The sequence below is a fragment of the Pseudomonas sp. LBUM1678 genome, from assembly GCF_059695575.1.
In genome coordinates this window covers 2,469,053-2,486,531 of record NZ_CP166775.1, presented here as the reverse complement: position 1 = coordinate 2,486,531, position 17,479 = coordinate 2,469,053, and the positions used below count along the sequence as shown (strand labels likewise).

The window sequence follows — 17,479 nt, the reverse complement described above, 5'->3', positions numbered from 1 at the left end:
ACTGCTAAAAGGAACACGCACAGATAACAAATTAAACAACTGCCCCCGTATCATTCATTTCGCCCCCCAGCCAACATTACAAGCACACCTAAATCGGTGTTATTGGAAGAAGCTGGTGGATCAAAGAGCTTGCCAAATTTAGCATTATGACCATGTAGGATTTTAAGAAGCCGTATTTTTGCCATTTCATCTATCTCACCATCTTTCAGCAGATTATTGACCTTACCTAGCAAATCAATATATGCCTTTGAGCGAAATATACTTTGCAACTGAACCCCGCGCAACTTCTCCGTCTGCTCTTTAATAACATCAGCCTGACGCGAAGATTCACTATCAGTACTCCTCGAACAGGAACGTTGCTTTATTGATTTATATAACTGTAGCCGAAGACTATCAAAATACGCAAACCCATCAGAATAACCTTTTTGACTGGAGAACAGTTCGTTTGCGAGCTTCTTCATAGTATTCAATGCAATTGAAGTTATTGACTTATTCGGTATTGCAAGAGCCGCAAACCCTCTCTGGCTCGAGATCTTTTCTTGGACACATAACTCCAACATCTCTGGATTATCAATACCTGCCAACAACCACTCACGTCTAGCCCGAACGTTCTCCATATTTTTTAATTTTTTTCGATACGCTCCCTTTTTATTCATCTCGTAGTCTCTCTAAGTACAAAGGAGACATTAACCCCAACTACCTCGTTATCATCATCAAATACGGAATGAGGTTCAAGAAGGAATCCACCATCATTACGAAGAGTAGATATATAATCAATCCACTCAAACTCGGAAATCATCGAAAGTGAGGCAATATTAAAATGTGACAAAACAATTTCATAAAGTTCATGAAGCCCATGTTCCACTTCACAACCTTGACCCTTGCAGGACTCCAATACACGAAGGCGCTCAATAGCATACTCAGCTTCTAAAGCAGGTAGCTCCTCACCTGGAAACTCACGTTCTATGTAAGCGTAAATATGATTAATGTTAGCATGTCCTGCAATCCAGCGTGCAGCGTCTAACACATCAAAGCGACCAGACCAAAACAACAGCAAAAGAAACCATTTACGCATCTCATGGATACGTACGTACCAACGACGTCCAAGGCCATCTGGGTCCAGTGCGACATAGTCACAGAAAATGTCAATATGCATATTTAGTAGATATGTATCGGCTTTTTTTGCACCCTGCCCATGCAGCTTCGGCAAGTAAAACAAATTGTTTGCGATTTTCCGTTTTTCATTGAACAACTCAACTAAAGCGGAACCCAACTTTTGCAGCAATTTTACTGCTTTAGCAGCAATCACCGGAATTGGCATACAGGACTCTAGATGAGTAGCCCCTACATTTCTTTTACCCAATGAAAAATTCAAATGATACCCATCACTATTATGATGCAAGCAGTTTCTCTTGAGATGTTTAAGTTCATCCGCTCTAGAAGGCTTCATCATCGCGATGCATATGATGCAAGCACCAATCAACACACGAAGCATTTGAGTTAAAGTTGGTTGTTTTCGAAACAAATCGAAGTCGATTACACTCATTATCTGAAAATCTTTAATTCCTAGAGCTTCAGCAATTGGCTTAACATCCCCCCTATCCTTTATAACAAACCGCTTCGCAAGCTTATTGCATTTTTTGTTCAGCATTTCAACGTTTTTATCAAACCTGCCTTTAGGCCTGGTGGGACCCATTGCAAGATAATAATCAACGATTGACTCTCCATACACATGCACAAAACGAAATGCCTCGTTTAAGTAATTGAAACCCACATCCATCGGAATGAACGAATGATGGCTCCCAAGTTTGGTGGATTTTAATACCGAATTTTCAGCCTCTCTGACGGAAACTATACATGGATCTGGTAATAAATCAGGCGAATGGCGATGGGTTGCAAAAATCACGTTGAGATTTGTGCATACTGAATGTAGCGCTGACTCGGAACTGGGCTCAATAGGCGCTCGAATGGGCCTAACCTTTTGACTTGGAAACTCTGTCTTTTGATGTATTTTTAATAATAATGGTCCATCATTTAAATCAGGCTCAAACTGTCTGCAAAAAACGCTGAACTTTAGAGATCCACTTGAAATTACAGAGACACTCTCTCCAAGTATTTCGGCAAGCAGTCCTCGCTTCAAATATCGCTTGCCAGAATTAGGGCCACTCACAGGCTTAGAGTAAAATTTATTATCCTCCAGCCATTTAACTATTTCCTCACGTAGAGAAATAGGTAAATCATATAATGTTTCATTCAATTCATCAGGGCATGCTTTTCCAAAAACACGCACATATAGATATGCAAGCAATCGTTCAGGCACTTTTCGAGCAACAACCCAACCGCCTTCAGAAAAGCTGGAAAGCAGTACATTGATGTCTTCCTGCTCCAGTAATTTAAATCCATATTCCGACGGTCTAAAAAGCTCCTCATGCAATACAAGCCAACTAGTCAATTGTAATAGAACCGCAACAACCGCTCTCCAGGGCTTTACGGCATATTCACCATTGACAAATCCAGAACGAACCAAATAAGCGATCCGACGATTCAAATCCAATAACTTGGAGAACTTTGGATCTGACAACCTCTCTCCATTAGGCAACACTACATCCCAGTTTACTACCACTACGTTTTTCCACGTGCCATTCACTTTTTCCTCTCGCCCGTGATTTGTTGTTATCCACACTAAATCAGTAAACTCAGAAAGTAACCAAGCAGCCTTGTAACTACCTTCATACGGGCGGGCCAACTGTTTTGCAGTATCTAGCGACCTCAGAATAATTTCTCTATCTTCATCACTAAAAATGTCATCTACCGAAGGAGTTGGCAATCGACTAAACCCAGAAAAAAAACTTCTCATTACATTGCCCACTCAGAAAAAATGGAAAGCTTAATTTTTTCACCAATCTCTTTCTGCATGTCAAACGCTTCCATATGAACTCGCCTCAACATCGATAAATCCATTAATTCACTTAAATCAGCTGACACCTTCTCATTTTCGCATGCATGCCTTAGTAGCCTAGCCAAATCCACAAACTGAAGAGGAGCTAACCCTGATACAGGATCAATTTCCGCCATTTCACTTTCATTCATGTTCCTCGATACAAGCTCGCTAAACGCGTATAAGTAACCCAAACTAGTTGCCGACAAACGAATATTTAAGACACTAGCACCTACCTCTATTTTTTTCTCGACAGCTGGTTTAGAAGTTGAATTTATCCTGAAATTCAACTCTGCAGCCAGAGGGCTACTATTTGGTGGATACTCAAAAATCAATTGAGATACAAAATTTTGCAGATCTGCAATTTTCGAAAAATCAGTAATTTCAAGTAAATAGTCCTCGCCATATGCGGCAACAACAATCAACGTATTCTGAAACCTTCTAATAATTCGCCTATTCCAGGCCTGTAGGAGAGCAGCGGGAAGATAATTTTCGATTACAACCTTATAACTATTCCCTAACCTTCGACTCATTTCCATGACCGACCCAGTCTCGAACCAACGAATAACACCCATGGTGGTTCTTATACGACGAAAGTCAAATGCACCTGAAATAAGCCCTGCAGAAGCAAGGTCAGGATATAGGTTCTTCAAACTATAGCTGACTTTTGATGCTAGAAAATGTGTGACTTTATCAATCACACCTAACTTACCTTCTCCTAACTGCCCCAAAAAAAGGTAACGCCATCCCTTGTCGCCACTTTGCTCCATGATCTTTCTAATAGGTGCTGTCCACCTTACTATTTGCTTTAGTAACTTTTGCGATAACGGTGTAAGTACCACATATTTTCGCTGTCCCGCCCTAGGCTTATCAACACTAAAAACGGAAGAACCATCAACATCAGTCATTAAAATATGGTACTTCCCTCTAGTATTTAATAATTTGGCGCTTTGTAACGATGTTGAAGTGAATTCTGGGTGCTCAATTGTTAAGAGACAGCAAACTGCAGCAACATCTACTGGAGTAAGAATCCCAATGAACCTAGTGTACTGTGCGCGCAGTGATAGTTTTTTGAATGCGTCGATCGGCATAGCCGTGCATTGCGTCAAAGCTTCGAAGTCAACACTATCAAGTACTTTTTCCGTAAAAAAACTATAAGACTTTAGAATTTTACTTGAGATGCATTCTTTATTCTCACCAACTTTAAGTAACTGTCTAATAAAAGAAATTTTCCAATAACAACTTTTCTCACAAAGAGAATTTTGAGACAACAGTTCTATTCGCCCCACTTCCATACTCTCAGTAAAATATGGCTGCACTAGAATGCCACTCAATGGGCCAGATTTTTTTTTCATTTCAAGCTCAGCACATACCTCTCCGTCTACCATGAGGTTGTTCCAATGCTCGAGACAAACCTGCTTTATAAGGTCAATTGATTTTTTGCAATCCCTATGCACTGAATCTAAGTACTCGTCGTCGGCTTGCGCAAAATTTACATTTACCGTTAGTTTTTGTATCTGTTTCGATGCTGGCAACGGCTCTGCTTGTGTTTCCCCCAACAGAAATTTATTGCTCTCATCGTTAGTCTTTTTTCTGTCGATGGATGGAATTAACAATCCGATGGGGATGGCCCCCTCAGTAGTCCAAAACAAAAACGTATTTCGTATCACACCAGTCCAACACTGAAATCGAGTTTTTGGCGAAGATTGAGAACAAGTAGTATCTGTTAAATAAAATTTGAAAAAATCCAACACAAATGACTGCCACTCGTTTGAGTTTTTTGGAAACCTGACACCAGTCGTAACGAAATAATCCAACAACGGCTTTAGAAAAAAACTGAGGTATGTGGCATTGGAACTATCTAATCGCCCAATCCTGGATTTACATATCAACTCGCAAACCATGCTTATTTCATCCAACGCAAGTACAGAGCCGGCAAATGAAAATTTCCTATATACTAGACTGTCTTTAGCTGGGTGCTCTATATAAAAAACTATGCAACAATCTAAAATCTTATAATTCATTTCAAGACTCCTGAAATACCAGACAAACAATAAAGAATTTTATTCTTATCAGCAGGACAATCCGTCTAGCAAAGCCTTCATGCGCGCTGAAATATTTCACGCCAATTAAAATTATAAAAAATATATACTCGTATTTCATCAACCGATGTTTGGAGGTTAATGGCACATTAACCTCACCTTTTGAATAAACCCTGTACCGTGAGGAGGATTGGCAAACGATTGATCTGCTCTTGAAAAAAACTTTTCGTGTGATTTTCTTCAATGCGGAACAAATCACGTAGACACAAACAATGGCATCGGACACGCGAAGTTCAATTGCGGCCGATGATGAAAAAAAGATATGGGCGGTTAAGTTGAGATTTTTCACATGCATAGTCGTGCTCCCGACAATATTAGTCGTTTGCACAGCTATGGTCGCTTCACGCGTTATGCTGATAGACGAGTCATTAACTGTGATCCATGAGGCTACGCTGGCCCAATTGCAGGCTAGTCAACATAGGGATAAATTTCAACATGAGCTGCAGGTTGTATCTATTACGTAGCGAAATATTCGACTGATCTATTTTTTATTCTTTATTTTTCAGTCAGTTGCAAAAGCCAGGTTTCAATTTCGGACCAGCAATGTACGACAAGCGGTTTGTGATCCACCGAAGCAACGTTTCAATCAATGAAAAACCACTCAAACCAAGGTGCCAAGGGCCAAGGGCCAAGTGCCAAGGTAGTTTTTTGCATGAATGTTTTGAACCTAACGGTCGATCGGGAGCGAATTTGCTGGATGGCTGAGCCTCTCGGTGGTTTCGCCAACGCTGTTAGGGCTTGGGAATGGATAAACAACACATCAGAAAACGGCCAGCAGTTGCTGGCGATAATTTTTCGAGAAGCTTATTTGATAAGTAGATACATAGGCCAGATTCCCCGGCGGTACAAACTTCTGCGCTGTAGTGGTAGGCACCGAGTTGAATGGCTCTTTCAGCTCACCTTGCATCGAACTGTCCAATTCCCCCTCTGTTGACCAAGCCTCAATTGCAGTTGCACCTACAGCGCACACTACAGCCAAATCGTCCGGTAGATCATCGGCGATACGCTGAGAAAATCGCTTCAGTGTCGGCTCCGCCAAGACGAACAACCAAGCTTGATCGTCAATCTCGCCCACGCGTCGAAGGACTCTTCCCAAGACCTGACGGTAATGCAGTTCAGTACGAATTCGACTGAGATAGCAGCATATCTGGAGCCGAGGGATATCAGTCCCCTCGCTGATCATTCCCACCGCAACAATCCATCGGCAGTCGCTATTTTTAAACCCGTTGATGACCTTCTGTGCGTCTGGCGTCCTGGTAGTCACGACTTGAAAACTTTCGCCCTTGCCCTTTAGCGCCAAAGCAACCTGGTGAGCATGTTCAATATTTGTAGCAACAACCAATCCCGCGGCATTCGGTTTGAGTATTCGTACTTCATCGAGTTTCTTGCTTCCCAGATCAAGCAATTGGTTCAGCGCGTCCTCATGACGAATTAAGTCCTCATATGAAACCGGAGATTCGCGCAATAGCTTAGCGATGCTGGGAAAAAGTTTAACTGTACTGTCGTTTACAAAATTTTCCTTGAGTCTCAGCATCTGGTTATCTAAGAGAACGATGCGAGGTGACCGGCAAACGCCGTCGGAAATGGCTTCTTTAAGGCCATAGCGATAGTCGCAAATCAATCGCCCCTCCGGATTGGAGTAACGAGCCAGAGCAATGCCTCTATCATCCGAGCGCCATGGTGTGCCCGATAGCGCCAAGGTAAAGGCAGCGCGATCCTGCATTTTTAAAAGAATTTTTTGACCCCAAGCATTGCTCAACAGCGGATCGTATCCTGAGCAGTGATGGATCTCGTCGAATACTGCGAACACGCGGTAGTCATCGAAAAGCCTCCAGAAGGCTTCATCCTGGTGTTCCATCGCTTGATAGGTACTCGCGGCTCCTACGGCACCGATAAGCCCATCCAGACGTTTCCCAAGTACAGCCGAGAAAGTCGAGCGAAAGCCGTCGACGACTTGGCAAGACGGAGCGAAACACAGCACGAGATCAATCTTGCCTTGCTCCAACAGTTGTCGAGCCAGCTCTGCGGCCATTCGTGTCTTCCCGGCCCCGGGAGTGGCTTGACAGAAGAAGTGCGGCGTTGTGGTGTAGTGCTCCAGCGCTATTTCAACGCATTGGCTCTGCCATTTTCTCGGCGATGCTTTCATCGTGCGGACATGACTGTCTTGAGCGTCTTTTCGACCGCTCGGAGATGCCCTAGAAGACGAGAGCTTCGGTCTCGAGCTTCGAGATAATCACCTTCGACTTGGTCCTTCAGGTGCGGCATTTCGTCGAGCAGTTGCTTATAGCGCTCCGTTTCTCCCATGGAAGAAAGGAAGTCGAGCCGAATCTCTTTGAGTATGGATTCCAGGTGTTTGACCACATCTGGCCCAGGCTTCTCTGAGTCGATGCTTTGTGCGGGTTGATGCAGCGGTTTATTCACCGATTTGACACTGTTCTCGTACCCATTATCGATGAGCTCCACCTGTAGATTCGCTGGAATACCCTGCCAGTGATAGATCTGACCCCGCTTTTGTCGTTTTTCATCCTGAATAACCCATCCGGTACGCAGCATCCGTCTGATCTGCTCATAGACATATCTGCGCAGGTCGCTGCTGTTGAACGTAATACCCGCTAGGCGAGTAGCGTAAGCATTACGTAAGTCGTTGGTCGTAAATTGGCGTAGGTGCCCCTGCTGAAACAGGTCGTAGAGACGCCTGTCGAAGATGAATGAATCGGGTTTCATGCAGGCACCTGGAAGGGAAATTCGCGGAACGGTCAAAATGCGGATTATAGTCCGTGGCCGATTCATCCGCAAACGCAAGATAGTGCCGCCTCAGTGGAGACCGAGGCGGATATGCATCAGCTTGCAAAGGCGTTGGGCGAAAGAATACGGACACAACGGAAAGCCAAAGGCTTTTCCCAAGATGCGTTGGCGCACTCCTGCACTGTCGATCGTAGCTATATGGGGCGTATTGAGCGCGGCGAAGTGAATATCACCGTAGAGAAGCTATATCGCATAGCCAACGTCCTGGAATGCGAGCCTCAGTACCTCTTGCCTGAAACGCTTTCTCTCCACGAGTTGGATTCTGATCTGGCGGCAAGAGACTGACCCGAATTAGCCGGCACTAATTGACCAGAATTGACAAATTACTGATTGAAATGCGCAGCGTCACTTAACAAGCGCCGGCATGGTCCCTATCCAGCTCGCAAACCGGCCATGAGTTTTCACTACGATTGGAATTCTTTTCATTAAGAATGGAACCAGCCAACCATAGCCAGCCGTGTCGCGAAAACCTTAAACACCAACGTGGGCGTCGTTTGTGAAAGGTTTTATGTCGTGAAGCCGGGCAGTTGCTAGAAGAGTTTCCACGGAGTGGCGCTGAACAGCCGCACTCCGAAGCAAACCTCCGGCTTGGCAACACTTTTGCCCTGCAGTTAGCATCGCTCAAGCATCAAGCGTATTGGCGAAGCTACCGGCCTCGGCACTGCGCACAAAGCATTCGATACACCTGAAGGTTTCCATAGACGTCACTATAAACTTTTGGTTTACGCAGCCTATTGCAATTAGTACCACCCTACCCTTCAGTGGTCATTAGAAAATAAAATGGAGCCATTAGATCTTACACCGAACCTTCGTTAGCATTTTCCACGGTGCCGCTTAGAATGAAAAACACCTCAGTGGTAACGGCACTGAATTCGATGCGTGTAGGTCACTTAGTGTGTTAACAACTCACTTCGATTGAGATATATTTTTGCTCGCTCGTGATCTGGGCCCACCAAAATTTTCTTCATTGATAGCCCAATTACCTCGCTTGGGTGATTTATTAAGCTTTCGCACAATAATGCCTCCCCAGATAAACAAATCATTCATCTTCCACGAGTCCGATAGCAAACTACGTCCAGGACATTAGTGGGTATTCACTCACGTTAACTTCTTCGTCTCACACCGTCCACAAAACAAGGCGATCGTCTTTTTAAAGAAAGCCCCTGACTAGTTCAGGCCATAAATTCCAGTCGCATTATGCCAGACGCCAAGGTCGGCCTATTTGAGTTGGCGTCATGGACGTCACCAGGCAAATTCTGCCGCATATGCGCCAGCGTGGAGCGGGAGTCATTATTAATGTGAGCTCCGGCGCTGGAGTGTTCGGTCTACCGATGATTTCGATCTACACCGCCAGCAAATTCGCCTTGGAAGGATTCTCCGAATCGTTGTCATATGAACTGGCGTCACAAGGCATCGTGGTGAAAATAGTCGAGCCCGGTGGAGTCATCAGCACTGAATTTGGCACCCGTTCGGCAAACGAAGTAGCACAACTGACTACGCCAACTGATTACGACGGTTTTATCAGCCATACATCAAAGGTATTCGAAGGCCTGCGTGGACAGCGCCTGGCAACGTCAGAAGACGTGGCGCAGGTGATTGTCGACGCTGCAAGCGATGGCAGCGATCGTTTGCGTTATCTCGCGACGCAGGACATCGAACCGCTGGTGCTGGCGCGCCGTGAAACCTCAGAAGAGTCTTACATGACCCTGATGCGCGGGAAGTTTGGGTTGGGGTTTCGCTGAACCAAATACCACTTCGCCTTCGCAGGCGGGAACAATCCGTTTTATCACTGGCTATCATTGAATACCTGCCCCACTAGCAGTTTCAAGCGAGCTGTCGCCCTGCCTTGTAAAAGAGCTAAAAATATCGAATCCACCAGCTCAGGTCCTGAAGGAAGTCGCAGGTGTTATCACAAAGCTCTAATTCGTCTGCCATGGCGCGCTTGCCAGCTCAATTGGTCCATCCGTCTATCATCGCCATGAGCCCTCTCTGGCAAAATCGGAGGCGTGACTTCGCATCCAGATCTCGATCAATTAAACCCTGAAGGGTGGCCAAGTTCGCCGACCATCTCCCGCTGTATTAGCAAGAGAAAGTCTTTGGTCGCGCCGGGTTGCCCATCTCCCGTTCGACGTTGGTACGGTGGGCGGGCAACTTCGGCGTGCAATTACAGCCGCTGGTTAATGCGCTCCGTGCTCACGCACGGCGTCGTCCACGCCGACGTAACTCCGGTCCAGATACTGACGCTTGGCGCGAAGAAGACTCATCGTGCGTACCTCTGGCCGTATTCCACCAGCCAGTTCTCCTATTTGGCGCCGGTCGTTTACGACTTCAGCCCTAGTCGTGTCAGCGTCCGACTTTGCTACAACGTGAACCTTACCACCATGTCATTCAGATCCACCGTCAGTTTCGATAACCCCGCGCTGGCTTTAGATGTTTGAACCGCGCCCCCCGTGGATTGGTGGGACAGGTCACGAATGTTCACAAGACTGCGGTCGACCTCCCGCGCGACCAATGCTTGTTGCTCGGTAGCGCTGGCTATCATCAGGTTACGCGCAGTGATTTGTGCCGTGGCGTGGGTAATCTGATTCAGTACTTCGCCGGCGGCGCGTGCGCGGATCAGTGTTTGATCGGCCTGCTGTGTGCTTCTCGCTAACGCCTCCACCGTTTCACGAGTGGCGGTATGGACACTGGCAATGATGTCTTCAATTTCTTGAGTGGAAGATTGTGTCCGTTGTGCCAAAGAGCGTACCTCGTCGGCCACCACAGCGAATCCTCGGCCGGCGTCTCCGGCGCGCGCAGCCTCAATGGCGGCATTCAGCGCGAGCAGATTAGTCTGTTCTGCAACCCCGCGAATCACGTCCAGCACTTTGCTGATGCTTTGAGTGTGATTCGATAGGCTATCGGCCCGCTTAGTTGCATTCAATAGCCCACTGACAAGGTTTTGCGTCAAGGTTACTGTTTCAGCGACCTGCTGGTGTCCCTTGATGGTTTCCTGGCTCGACGCTTCGGATAGCTCTGAGGTGCTAACCGCATTATTAGCTACCTCGTCCACTGCGCTACTCATTTGCGTGACTGCGGTGGCCGCCAGCTCAATCTCATCACGCTGACGTTGCAAACTGCGCGTGCTTTTATCCACTACGCAGTTCATTTCTGCGGTAGCAGCGGCCAATTGGGTAGACGAATCAGCGATGCCCTGAATCGTCGAACGCAAAATTCCTTGCATCTTGGCCATGGCTTTGAGCAGTGATGCCGGCTCATCATTTCCGACGACTGTAATGGGAGTCCCCAAATCGCCTCCGGCAATAGTATTGGCCACGGCTAGTGCTTGTTTAATCGGCGTAGTAATGCTTCTGCTTAATTGCCAAGCAATAAACACTAATAGCATCATCGTAATAACAAGAGACACTATGACTATTGAGGAAACTTGACTGTAGCCCCTCGACGCCTCGAGGGCTGCCATATCTGCGCCCTTTTGATTTTGCTCTCGGAGAGCAGTAAGCTTAGCATCTAGTTGATCACCGAAATTTCGCGATATTTTTGCAGTTTCGTTAGTATCTTCGTCAACCGAGACTGTTTGAATCAACGCTGAAAGCTGGCTTACAATAACCAAATACTTAGTAAATGACACACGTATATCTTCGATTAACGTATCTTGCTCCGCCGACGCGTACGCAGACTTGAGTTTAGGGAATATCTCTTCGGCACGCTGCTGTTCTTCAGCAATAATACGCCTACTCTCCTCGTGTAATTTTTCATCATTAGTACTGCGCATGCGTTGGTTCTGAATACGAATATTGGCGATGCTGGCGCTTAAGTTTTGAGCATCAACCAAAGCGGGGATCCAGTGTTCATTAAATTTTTCTGACGTGCTATACAGAATATGCATTTGTGCCAAGCTGAAAACCCCATTAAATAACAACAGGACTGCAACAATACCAAATCCGATAGCTGCCCTTGGGGCAATTCCTATATTTCTAATATTCAATGGATAGCTCCTGAAAAATTGACGCCCTTTTCTATTAAGGACAGTCATTAACTGTTTTTCATGGTGTACAAATCATACAGCCGACCAGTCGGGCAAAGTGTATTGAGCCGGAGCAGATTTTCGCAATTTAACCTAAAACGATTTAGTGCCGATTGATTTTGCGCAAGCCTCCTTAAACTTCACAACGCCCCCTAATAAAAGCTTTGATAGCCTTTTGCGAATCCACACCTTACCTTTCCCAATACCTGTTTTAATTATTAGGCAAATCCAAACGGCACTCCAACGTAATCGGAATGACCTTTAGCACCTCAAATTAAACACAGAATTCGCTGACGCAGAGATGGTGATAAAGGTCGTCGCCGCGATTTCAAATTTGACTCGCCAGTAATCAAAAACAGTTGAGTGAGTAAGCCAACAATCAAGCTATGCGCCTCCATCGCAAGGTGTGTTTGCTGCTTACGCATCAAATCCCTGCCTTCTGAGAAGACCTACTCACACAGCTCGTCAGCACGGATGACAACGCCGCATCCATGCTGGAACGCCGAGATGGAACATGGGTTAGCATTACAATTTCCCGATCGTAGTCACGATCGCCAACAGGCGTCATTGCACAGCAGTAGGCGAAATGCTCAAGGCCATGCCAGCGAGGTACGAGGCTTACGCCGACACCTTGTGCGACCAGCATCGCAATGGTCTCTAGACCGTCTAGCTCTAGCAACGAACTCAGGGGGAGGCCTCTGTCTTTCAAATACTGCTCACCTCTCATGCCTCCCCAAGACAGCGGGTCATAATGTATGTAAGGATTGGTCCGTGGGCATTCTTCAATACCCTGTAATGGCTCATCCTCAGAAAGCAGGATCAGCTCTTCCCGGAGCAGGGACTGGCTGTGCACTGTTTTCGGAAGCACAAATGATGGGGCAACCAGGATGGCAGCGTCCAACTCATCGGCCAACAGCTGTTGAAAGACGCCTGTGAAAGTACCGGGGTGAAAAATAGGTTTGATGCGTGCGGCCTCTTGAGTTAGCGAGCGCAATACCCCCGGCAGGACTCCAGTCAGGACCGTTGAATTGGCGCCTATACGATAGGGGCCAGTCAATCCCGAAGCATCGGCATCTCCCGCCAGTGCATTGACCTCCAACAGAATTTTTTTCGCGCGTGGCAGCAGGGCCAGGCATGCCTCTGTCGGGGTCGACAGATTGCCAACTCTTAATAGCAGGGGCACACCCAACTGACGTCCCAGTGCTTTGATGCGCTGGCTAGTGCCTTTGCCTGCCCTCACTCACCAAAAACCTGCGAAACCGAAAGCAGCGGATAGTGCGCTGGATAGGGCAACGTCGCCACGCCACTCTCAACTGCGGCTTTGGCAACGGCTGCGGACACTTCAGTGATCAGACGTGCATCCATGGGCTTAGGCAAAATGTAGTCACGGCCGAACGAAAACTGCGTGCCGCCATAAGCTTCACTAACATCAGCGGGCACCGGTTGCTTCGCCAGCTCCCGCAGCGCATGGGTGGCGGCAACCTTCATCTCCTCATTGATGATGCGCGCCCTGACGTCTAGTGCTCCACGAAATATGAAAGGGAAACCCAATACATTGTTGACCTGATTCGGGTAGTCGGAACGACCGGTCGCGATGATCAGATCAGGCCGGGCGGCGCGGGCCAGTTGAGGGTCTATCTCCGGATCAGGATTGGAGCAGGCAAAAACAATTGGGTCCCGAGCCATTCGTTTGAGTGCCTCGACGGATAACAGATTTGCACCAGACAAACCGACAAACACGTCGGCCCCTTCTAGCGCTTGCTCCAGAGTACGAATATCGCCTCCTTGAGCGAACATCGCCTTGTATTCGCTCAAGCCATCACGCCCGGTATGGATCACACCTTGGCGATCAACCATAAAAATGTTCTCTAGAGCTGCGCCCAGACTTAGCAAGAGCTTCATGCAGGATATAGCGGCAGCACCCGCGCCCAGGCAGACAATCCTCGCATCCGCGATGGATTTGCCAACGATTTCCAGCGCGTTAAGGATGGCAGCGGCAGTAACAATGGCCGTGCCATGCTGATCGTCATGGAATATTGGGATGTCGCACTGGTCGATTAGAGCTCGTTCGATTTCAAAGCACTCTGGTGCTTTGATGTCTTCAAGATTGATACCGCCGAACGTGATGGAGATCCGTTTGACCGTATCGATAAAAGCTTGAGTACTTTCAGCCTCGATTTCGATATCGAATACATCAATTCCAGCAAAGCGTTTGAATAGCACGCCCTTCCCTTCCATCACAGGCTTGGAGGCCAGCGGGCCAAGGTTCCCGAGGCCCAGTATCGCAGTACCGTCACTGATGACCGCCACCAGATTGCCCTTTCCCGTATAGCGGTATGCGTTTTGCGGGTCACGGGCGATTTCCCGCACGGGTTCCGCAACGCCTGGGCTGTACGCCAAGGCCAAATCTCGAGCCGTGGTAGTTGATTTCGTCAGCTCGACGCTGAGTTTCCCCGGCCGTGGATGTTCGTGATAGTGCAATGCAGCCGTTTTCAGATCAGTCATTTCACAAATTCCAGTAAATAAAGTGCATCTCAGACCAGGCCGCGACTGCTGGCATAAGCCACAACCACCTCATTCAGGGTGCAACTGAGCCCCTGTCACCATCTATCAGCGCTGACTCGAGAATATCCATGCATCCCACCAGTTGAGCTTGAACCTGTAGCGCGAGCCCAGGACTAACTTCCTGCTCTTCATAAAACAATACAGAGGCACGACAAAAACTCACCGATGTCTAGGCACATTGCATAGGAGCAGAAACTCAAAAAAGAATATCTTTCCAACGGCCGGTAAAAAAAGGCGACAACTCGCCGCCCTTTTCTCTCAACTAAAAATAGCTAAGCCGCACTAAATAACCTATGCGGATCAATCACGAATTTTTTCGGCACGCCCGCATCGAACTCGCCATATCCACGTGGCGCATCATCGAGGCTAATAACCTCAACGCCAACAATGTCGGCTATGTGGATTCGGTCCCACATGATCGCCTGCATCAACTGGCGGTTATATTTCATCACCGGCGTCTGGCCGGTGTGGAAGCTGTGGGATTTGGCCCAGCCCAAACCAAAACGAATGCTCAAGCTGCCCATTTTCGCGGCGGCGTCCATTGCACCCGGGTCTTCAGTCACATACAGCCCAGGTATTCCGATTTTACCGGCTACGCGGACCACCCCCATCAACGAGTTGAGCACGGTGGCCGGAGCCTCGTGTTTCACGCCATCATGGCCGTGACCGCGCGCTTCAAAGCCTACGGCGTCGACGGCGCAATCCACTTCTGGCTCGCCCAGCAATGCGGCAATTTGCTCGTGGAGCGGAGTGTCGAGGGACAGGTCGGCGGTTTCGAAACCCTGGGCCTTGGCGTGAGCCAGGCGGACGGTATTGACGTCGCCGATAATCACCACCGCCGCACCCAGAAGACGAGCGGAAGCGGCGGCCGCCAGGCCGACCGGGCCGGCGCCTGCGATATACACGGTGCTGCCTGGGCCAACGCCGGCGGTCACTGCGCCATGGTAGCCGGTAGGCAGGATGTCGGAGAGGCAGGTCAGGTCGCGGATTTTTTCCATCGCGCGGTCGCGATCAGGCAGTTTCAGCAGGTTGAAATCGGCGTACGGCACCATCGCGTATTCGGTCTGGCCGCCGGTCCAGTCACCCATATCAACATAGCCATAGGCGCCGCCCGGGCGCGCCGGGTTTACACTCAGGCAGACACCGGTGTGCATTTCCTTACAGGAACGGCAGCGCCCGCAGGCAACGTTGAACGGTACAGACACCAGATCGCCAATCTGCAGGTTCTCGACGTCGCTGCCCTTTTCGATCACTTCCCCCGTGATCTCGTGACCCAGCACCAGGCCGGTTTGAGCCGTGGTACGGCCACGCACCATGTGCTGATCGGAACCACAGATGTTGGTGGACACAACGCGCAGGATGACAGCATGGTTAATCTTCCTGCCGCGCGGGTCCTGCATTTTCGGATAGTCGATTTTCTGTATTTCAACTTTGCCATTGCCGAGATATACCACACCACGATTTCCAGACATGCTTTCCCCTCGCTGTTGTTTTTATGTGGCTACCGTATCGCCATGGAACGGCGACACGTTGATTATTCTGATTACAGGCACCGCCGTTATCCAAAAAGGAATTCGGCGTGCCATCCCATAGAACCAGGAGATCGCCATGTATCGTATGACGAACACCCCGTGTATATGCCTGGGCAGACTAGTGGCTATTGCCACCCATTGAACTGCTGCTCATATTCATTGGGTTTAACGAGCTCTCAACGCTTTCTTTGGCTGAACGCTCGAAAGGTTTAAGCTTAATCAACACGATCGCTGCAATTATCATAGGTGCCGAGAGGATGGCGATGTACACGACTTTATCCAGACCCATTGCGATCAAATAGCCGGCTAAGAGCGGTCCTGTTACTGCACCCAGCCTTCCAGCGCCCATTGCTATGCCCGTGCCGGTACTGCGCAGGTGCACAGGAAAAACACCTGGGATCAGCACATAAAGTGAATTGACCGCGGAGAACAAACAGAAGCCTACCGCAATGGCTGCCAACAATAACGTCACACTCGCGTCCGGTGCGGCGGCAAATGACACCGCCGTTATAATCAGTCCCACCATAAACCCTGCAGCCATCAGTCTAGGTCCGAGCTTTTGTGCCCAAAAACCATAGACCAGACAGCCTACAATTCCACCCAGGTTCATCAACAACGACCCGGAGATCCCCATAGTTTGTGTCATACCACTACGCGTAAGAATTTGTGGTGTCCAGCTGAGCAGGAAGTAACAAGTCATCATCACTGAAAAATAAACGACACTTGTGAAGAACAATCTACTGACCATATCACCGTTTTTCAGCAGCGCAAATATCCCAGGTTTTGAGGCTGTTACATCGTGCTGGATTGGAAGTTGATCAAGTTGAAGCATTCCCATTTTTCTTAAAACTTGATTACAGCGCGTTAAAGCGTTGCTCGGTCTTTTAGCAATCAGGTAATCAACCGACTCGGGCATAGAGACCCAAACGATGGGAAGTAACACAGCCGCGACACCGGCACCAAAAAGATACACTGCCCGCCACCCATAGTCTTCAATGAGGATGACAGAGAAAATCCCGCCCAATGTAGCGCCAATTGGATATCCCAGCGCCATGAGCGAAACGCACAAAGCTTTACGGCGGGTCGAGGAGTACTCAGTCACCATAATGTTTACATTGGCCAGAATCGCGCCAATGCCGATTCCGGTGATGAAGCGCATTACAGTGAGTTCTCCGAGGCCGCTGGTAAACGCGGACAACCCCATGCCAACCAGCAATAGAACCATGCAAAAGATGATCGTCGGCTTTCGCCCGACAATGTCGCCAATTGGCGCAACGGTAACGGCGCCAAGCCCCATCCCCGCTAAACCAGCACTGAACAAAAGCCCCAGCGCAGTGGGTGCAAGCGCCCACTCCAATGATATGGCGGGTCCGGTGTAAGCCACCACCAGCACGTCGAAGCCATCCAGGGCGGCAATTAGAGTACAGAGCGCTACGATCAGAATCTGGTAGCGGCTCATTTTCCCTTTTTTTATAGCGTCCAAGATATCAGCAGCATTATTCATTATTGTTCT

The 17,479-nt window shown here is 48.2% G+C and carries 12 protein-coding genes and 2 pseudogenes; 3 read left to right on the top strand and 11 right to left on the bottom strand.

What is annotated here, in order from left to right:
* Nucleotides 1-50: 50 nt before the first annotated feature.
* The 5 genes from ACA070_RS11375 to ACA070_RS11355 form a co-directional block, all read right to left on the bottom strand.
* Entirely contained in the window at nucleotides 51-656 is a 606-nt protein-coding gene (locus ACA070_RS11375) for a hypothetical protein (RefSeq protein WP_497451184.1), read from the bottom strand.
* The gene (locus ACA070_RS11370; RefSeq protein WP_497451183.1) at nucleotides 653-2,857 is read right to left on the bottom strand and encodes a hypothetical protein; all 2,205 of its coding nucleotides are present in this window, start codon (nucleotides 2,855-2,857) and stop codon (nucleotides 653-655) included. The genes ACA070_RS11375 and ACA070_RS11370 overlap by 4 nt, the downstream gene beginning before the upstream one ends.
* Nucleotides 2,857-4,962 (bottom strand): hypothetical protein, encoded by a 2,106-nt coding sequence (locus ACA070_RS11365; protein ID WP_497451182.1) that lies wholly within the window; start codon nucleotides 4,960-4,962, stop codon nucleotides 2,857-2,859. The genes ACA070_RS11370 and ACA070_RS11365 overlap by 1 nt, the downstream gene beginning before the upstream one ends.
* An 838-nt stretch (nucleotides 4,963-5,800) precedes the next feature.
* Nucleotides 5,801-7,186 (bottom strand): DEAD/DEAH box helicase, encoded by a 1,386-nt coding sequence (locus ACA070_RS11360; protein ID WP_497451181.1) that lies wholly within the window; start codon nucleotides 7,184-7,186, stop codon nucleotides 5,801-5,803.
* Entirely contained in the window at nucleotides 7,183-7,764 is a 582-nt protein-coding gene (locus ACA070_RS11355; RefSeq protein ID WP_497451180.1) for a VspR family transcription factor, read from the bottom strand. The genes ACA070_RS11360 and ACA070_RS11355 overlap by 4 nt, the downstream gene beginning before the upstream one ends.
* Before the next feature lie 111 nt (nucleotides 7,765-7,875).
* Between ACA070_RS11355 and ACA070_RS11350 the strand changes: the two genes are divergently transcribed.
* On the top strand, nucleotides 7,876-8,130 hold the full coding sequence (locus ACA070_RS11350) for a helix-turn-helix domain-containing protein (protein WP_497451179.1): 255 nt from the start codon (nucleotides 7,876-7,878) through the stop codon (nucleotides 8,128-8,130).
* Nucleotides 8,131-8,402: 272 nt separating this feature from the next.
* Here ACA070_RS11350 and ACA070_RS11345 read toward each other — a convergent pair.
* Nucleotides 8,403-8,544, bottom strand: a pseudogene (locus tag ACA070_RS11345) (LysR family transcriptional regulator); the annotation flags it as partial.
* 536 nt (nucleotides 8,545-9,080) lie between these two features.
* On the opposite strand from ACA070_RS11345, the gene ACA070_RS11340 reads away from it, so the two are divergent.
* Nucleotides 9,081-9,587, top strand: coding sequence for an SDR family NAD(P)-dependent oxidoreductase (locus ACA070_RS11340; RefSeq protein WP_497451178.1), 507 nt, complete (start codon nucleotides 9,081-9,083; stop codon nucleotides 9,585-9,587).
* Between the two features lie 368 nt (nucleotides 9,588-9,955).
* Nucleotides 9,956-10,283: pseudogene (locus ACA070_RS11335) on the top strand (IS66 family transposase).
* On the opposite strand, the gene ACA070_RS11330 reads toward ACA070_RS11335, so the two are convergent.
* From ACA070_RS11330 to ACA070_RS11310, 5 genes are all read right to left on the bottom strand, one after another.
* Complete coding sequence (locus ACA070_RS11330; protein WP_497451177.1) at nucleotides 10,205-11,830, bottom strand: methyl-accepting chemotaxis protein; 1,626 nt, start codon at nucleotides 11,828-11,830, stop codon at nucleotides 10,205-10,207. The pseudogene ACA070_RS11335 and the gene ACA070_RS11330 sit on opposite strands and share 79 nt — an antisense overlap.
* 463 nt (nucleotides 11,831-12,293) lie before the next feature.
* Nucleotides 12,294-13,109, bottom strand: coding sequence for a LysR substrate-binding domain-containing protein (locus ACA070_RS11325; RefSeq protein ID WP_497451176.1), 816 nt, complete (start codon nucleotides 13,107-13,109; stop codon nucleotides 12,294-12,296).
* Entirely contained in the window at nucleotides 13,106-14,374 is a 1,269-nt protein-coding gene (locus tag ACA070_RS11320; protein ID WP_497451175.1) for a malic enzyme-like NAD(P)-binding protein, read from the bottom strand. The genes ACA070_RS11325 and ACA070_RS11320 overlap by 4 nt, the downstream gene beginning before the upstream one ends.
* Nucleotides 14,375-14,706: 332 nt before the next feature.
* Nucleotides 14,707-15,906: a formaldehyde dehydrogenase, glutathione-independent gene (gene fdhA, locus ACA070_RS11315; protein ID WP_497451174.1), complete on the bottom strand. Its 1,200-nt coding sequence runs from the start codon at nucleotides 15,904-15,906 to the stop codon at nucleotides 14,707-14,709.
* A gap of 178 nt (nucleotides 15,907-16,084) precedes the next feature.
* Nucleotides 16,085-17,470: an MFS transporter gene (locus ACA070_RS11310; RefSeq protein ID WP_497451173.1), complete on the bottom strand. Its 1,386-nt coding sequence runs from the start codon at nucleotides 17,468-17,470 to the stop codon at nucleotides 16,085-16,087.
* Nucleotides 17,471-17,479 lie beyond the last annotated feature (9 nt).

Bases quoted from the DNA above. Each gene is read 5' to 3' on its own strand.
- ACA070_RS11310 (WP_497451173.1), bottom strand. From the start codon at position 17,470: ATGAATAATGCTGCTGATATCTTGGACGCTATAAAAAAAGGGAAAATG.
- ACA070_RS11375 (WP_497451184.1), bottom strand. From the start codon at position 656: ATGAATAAAAAGGGAGCGTATCGAAAAAAATTAAAAAATATGGAGAAC.
- ACA070_RS11355 (WP_497451180.1), bottom strand. From the start codon at position 7,764: ATGAAACCCGATTCATTCATCTTCGACAGGCGTCTCTACGACCTGTTT.
- ACA070_RS11320 (WP_497451175.1), bottom strand. From the start codon at position 14,374: ATGACTGATCTGAAAACGGCTGCATTGCACTATCACGAACATCCACGG.
- ACA070_RS11340 (WP_497451178.1), top strand. From the start codon at position 9,081: ATGGACGTCACCAGGCAAATTCTGCCGCATATGCGCCAGCGTGGAGCG.
- ACA070_RS11350 (WP_497451179.1), top strand. From the start codon at position 7,876: ATGCATCAGCTTGCAAAGGCGTTGGGCGAAAGAATACGGACACAACGG.
- fdhA (WP_497451174.1), bottom strand. From the start codon at position 15,906: ATGTCTGGAAATCGTGGTGTGGTATATCTCGGCAATGGCAAAGTTGAA.
- ACA070_RS11370 (WP_497451183.1), bottom strand. From the start codon at position 2,857: ATGAGAAGTTTTTTTTCTGGGTTTAGTCGATTGCCAACTCCTTCGGTA.
- ACA070_RS11360 (WP_497451181.1), bottom strand. From the start codon at position 7,186: ATGAAAGCATCGCCGAGAAAATGGCAGAGCCAATGCGTTGAAATAGCG.
- ACA070_RS11365 (WP_497451182.1), bottom strand. From the start codon at position 4,962: ATGAATTATAAGATTTTAGATTGTTGCATAGTTTTTTATATAGAGCAC.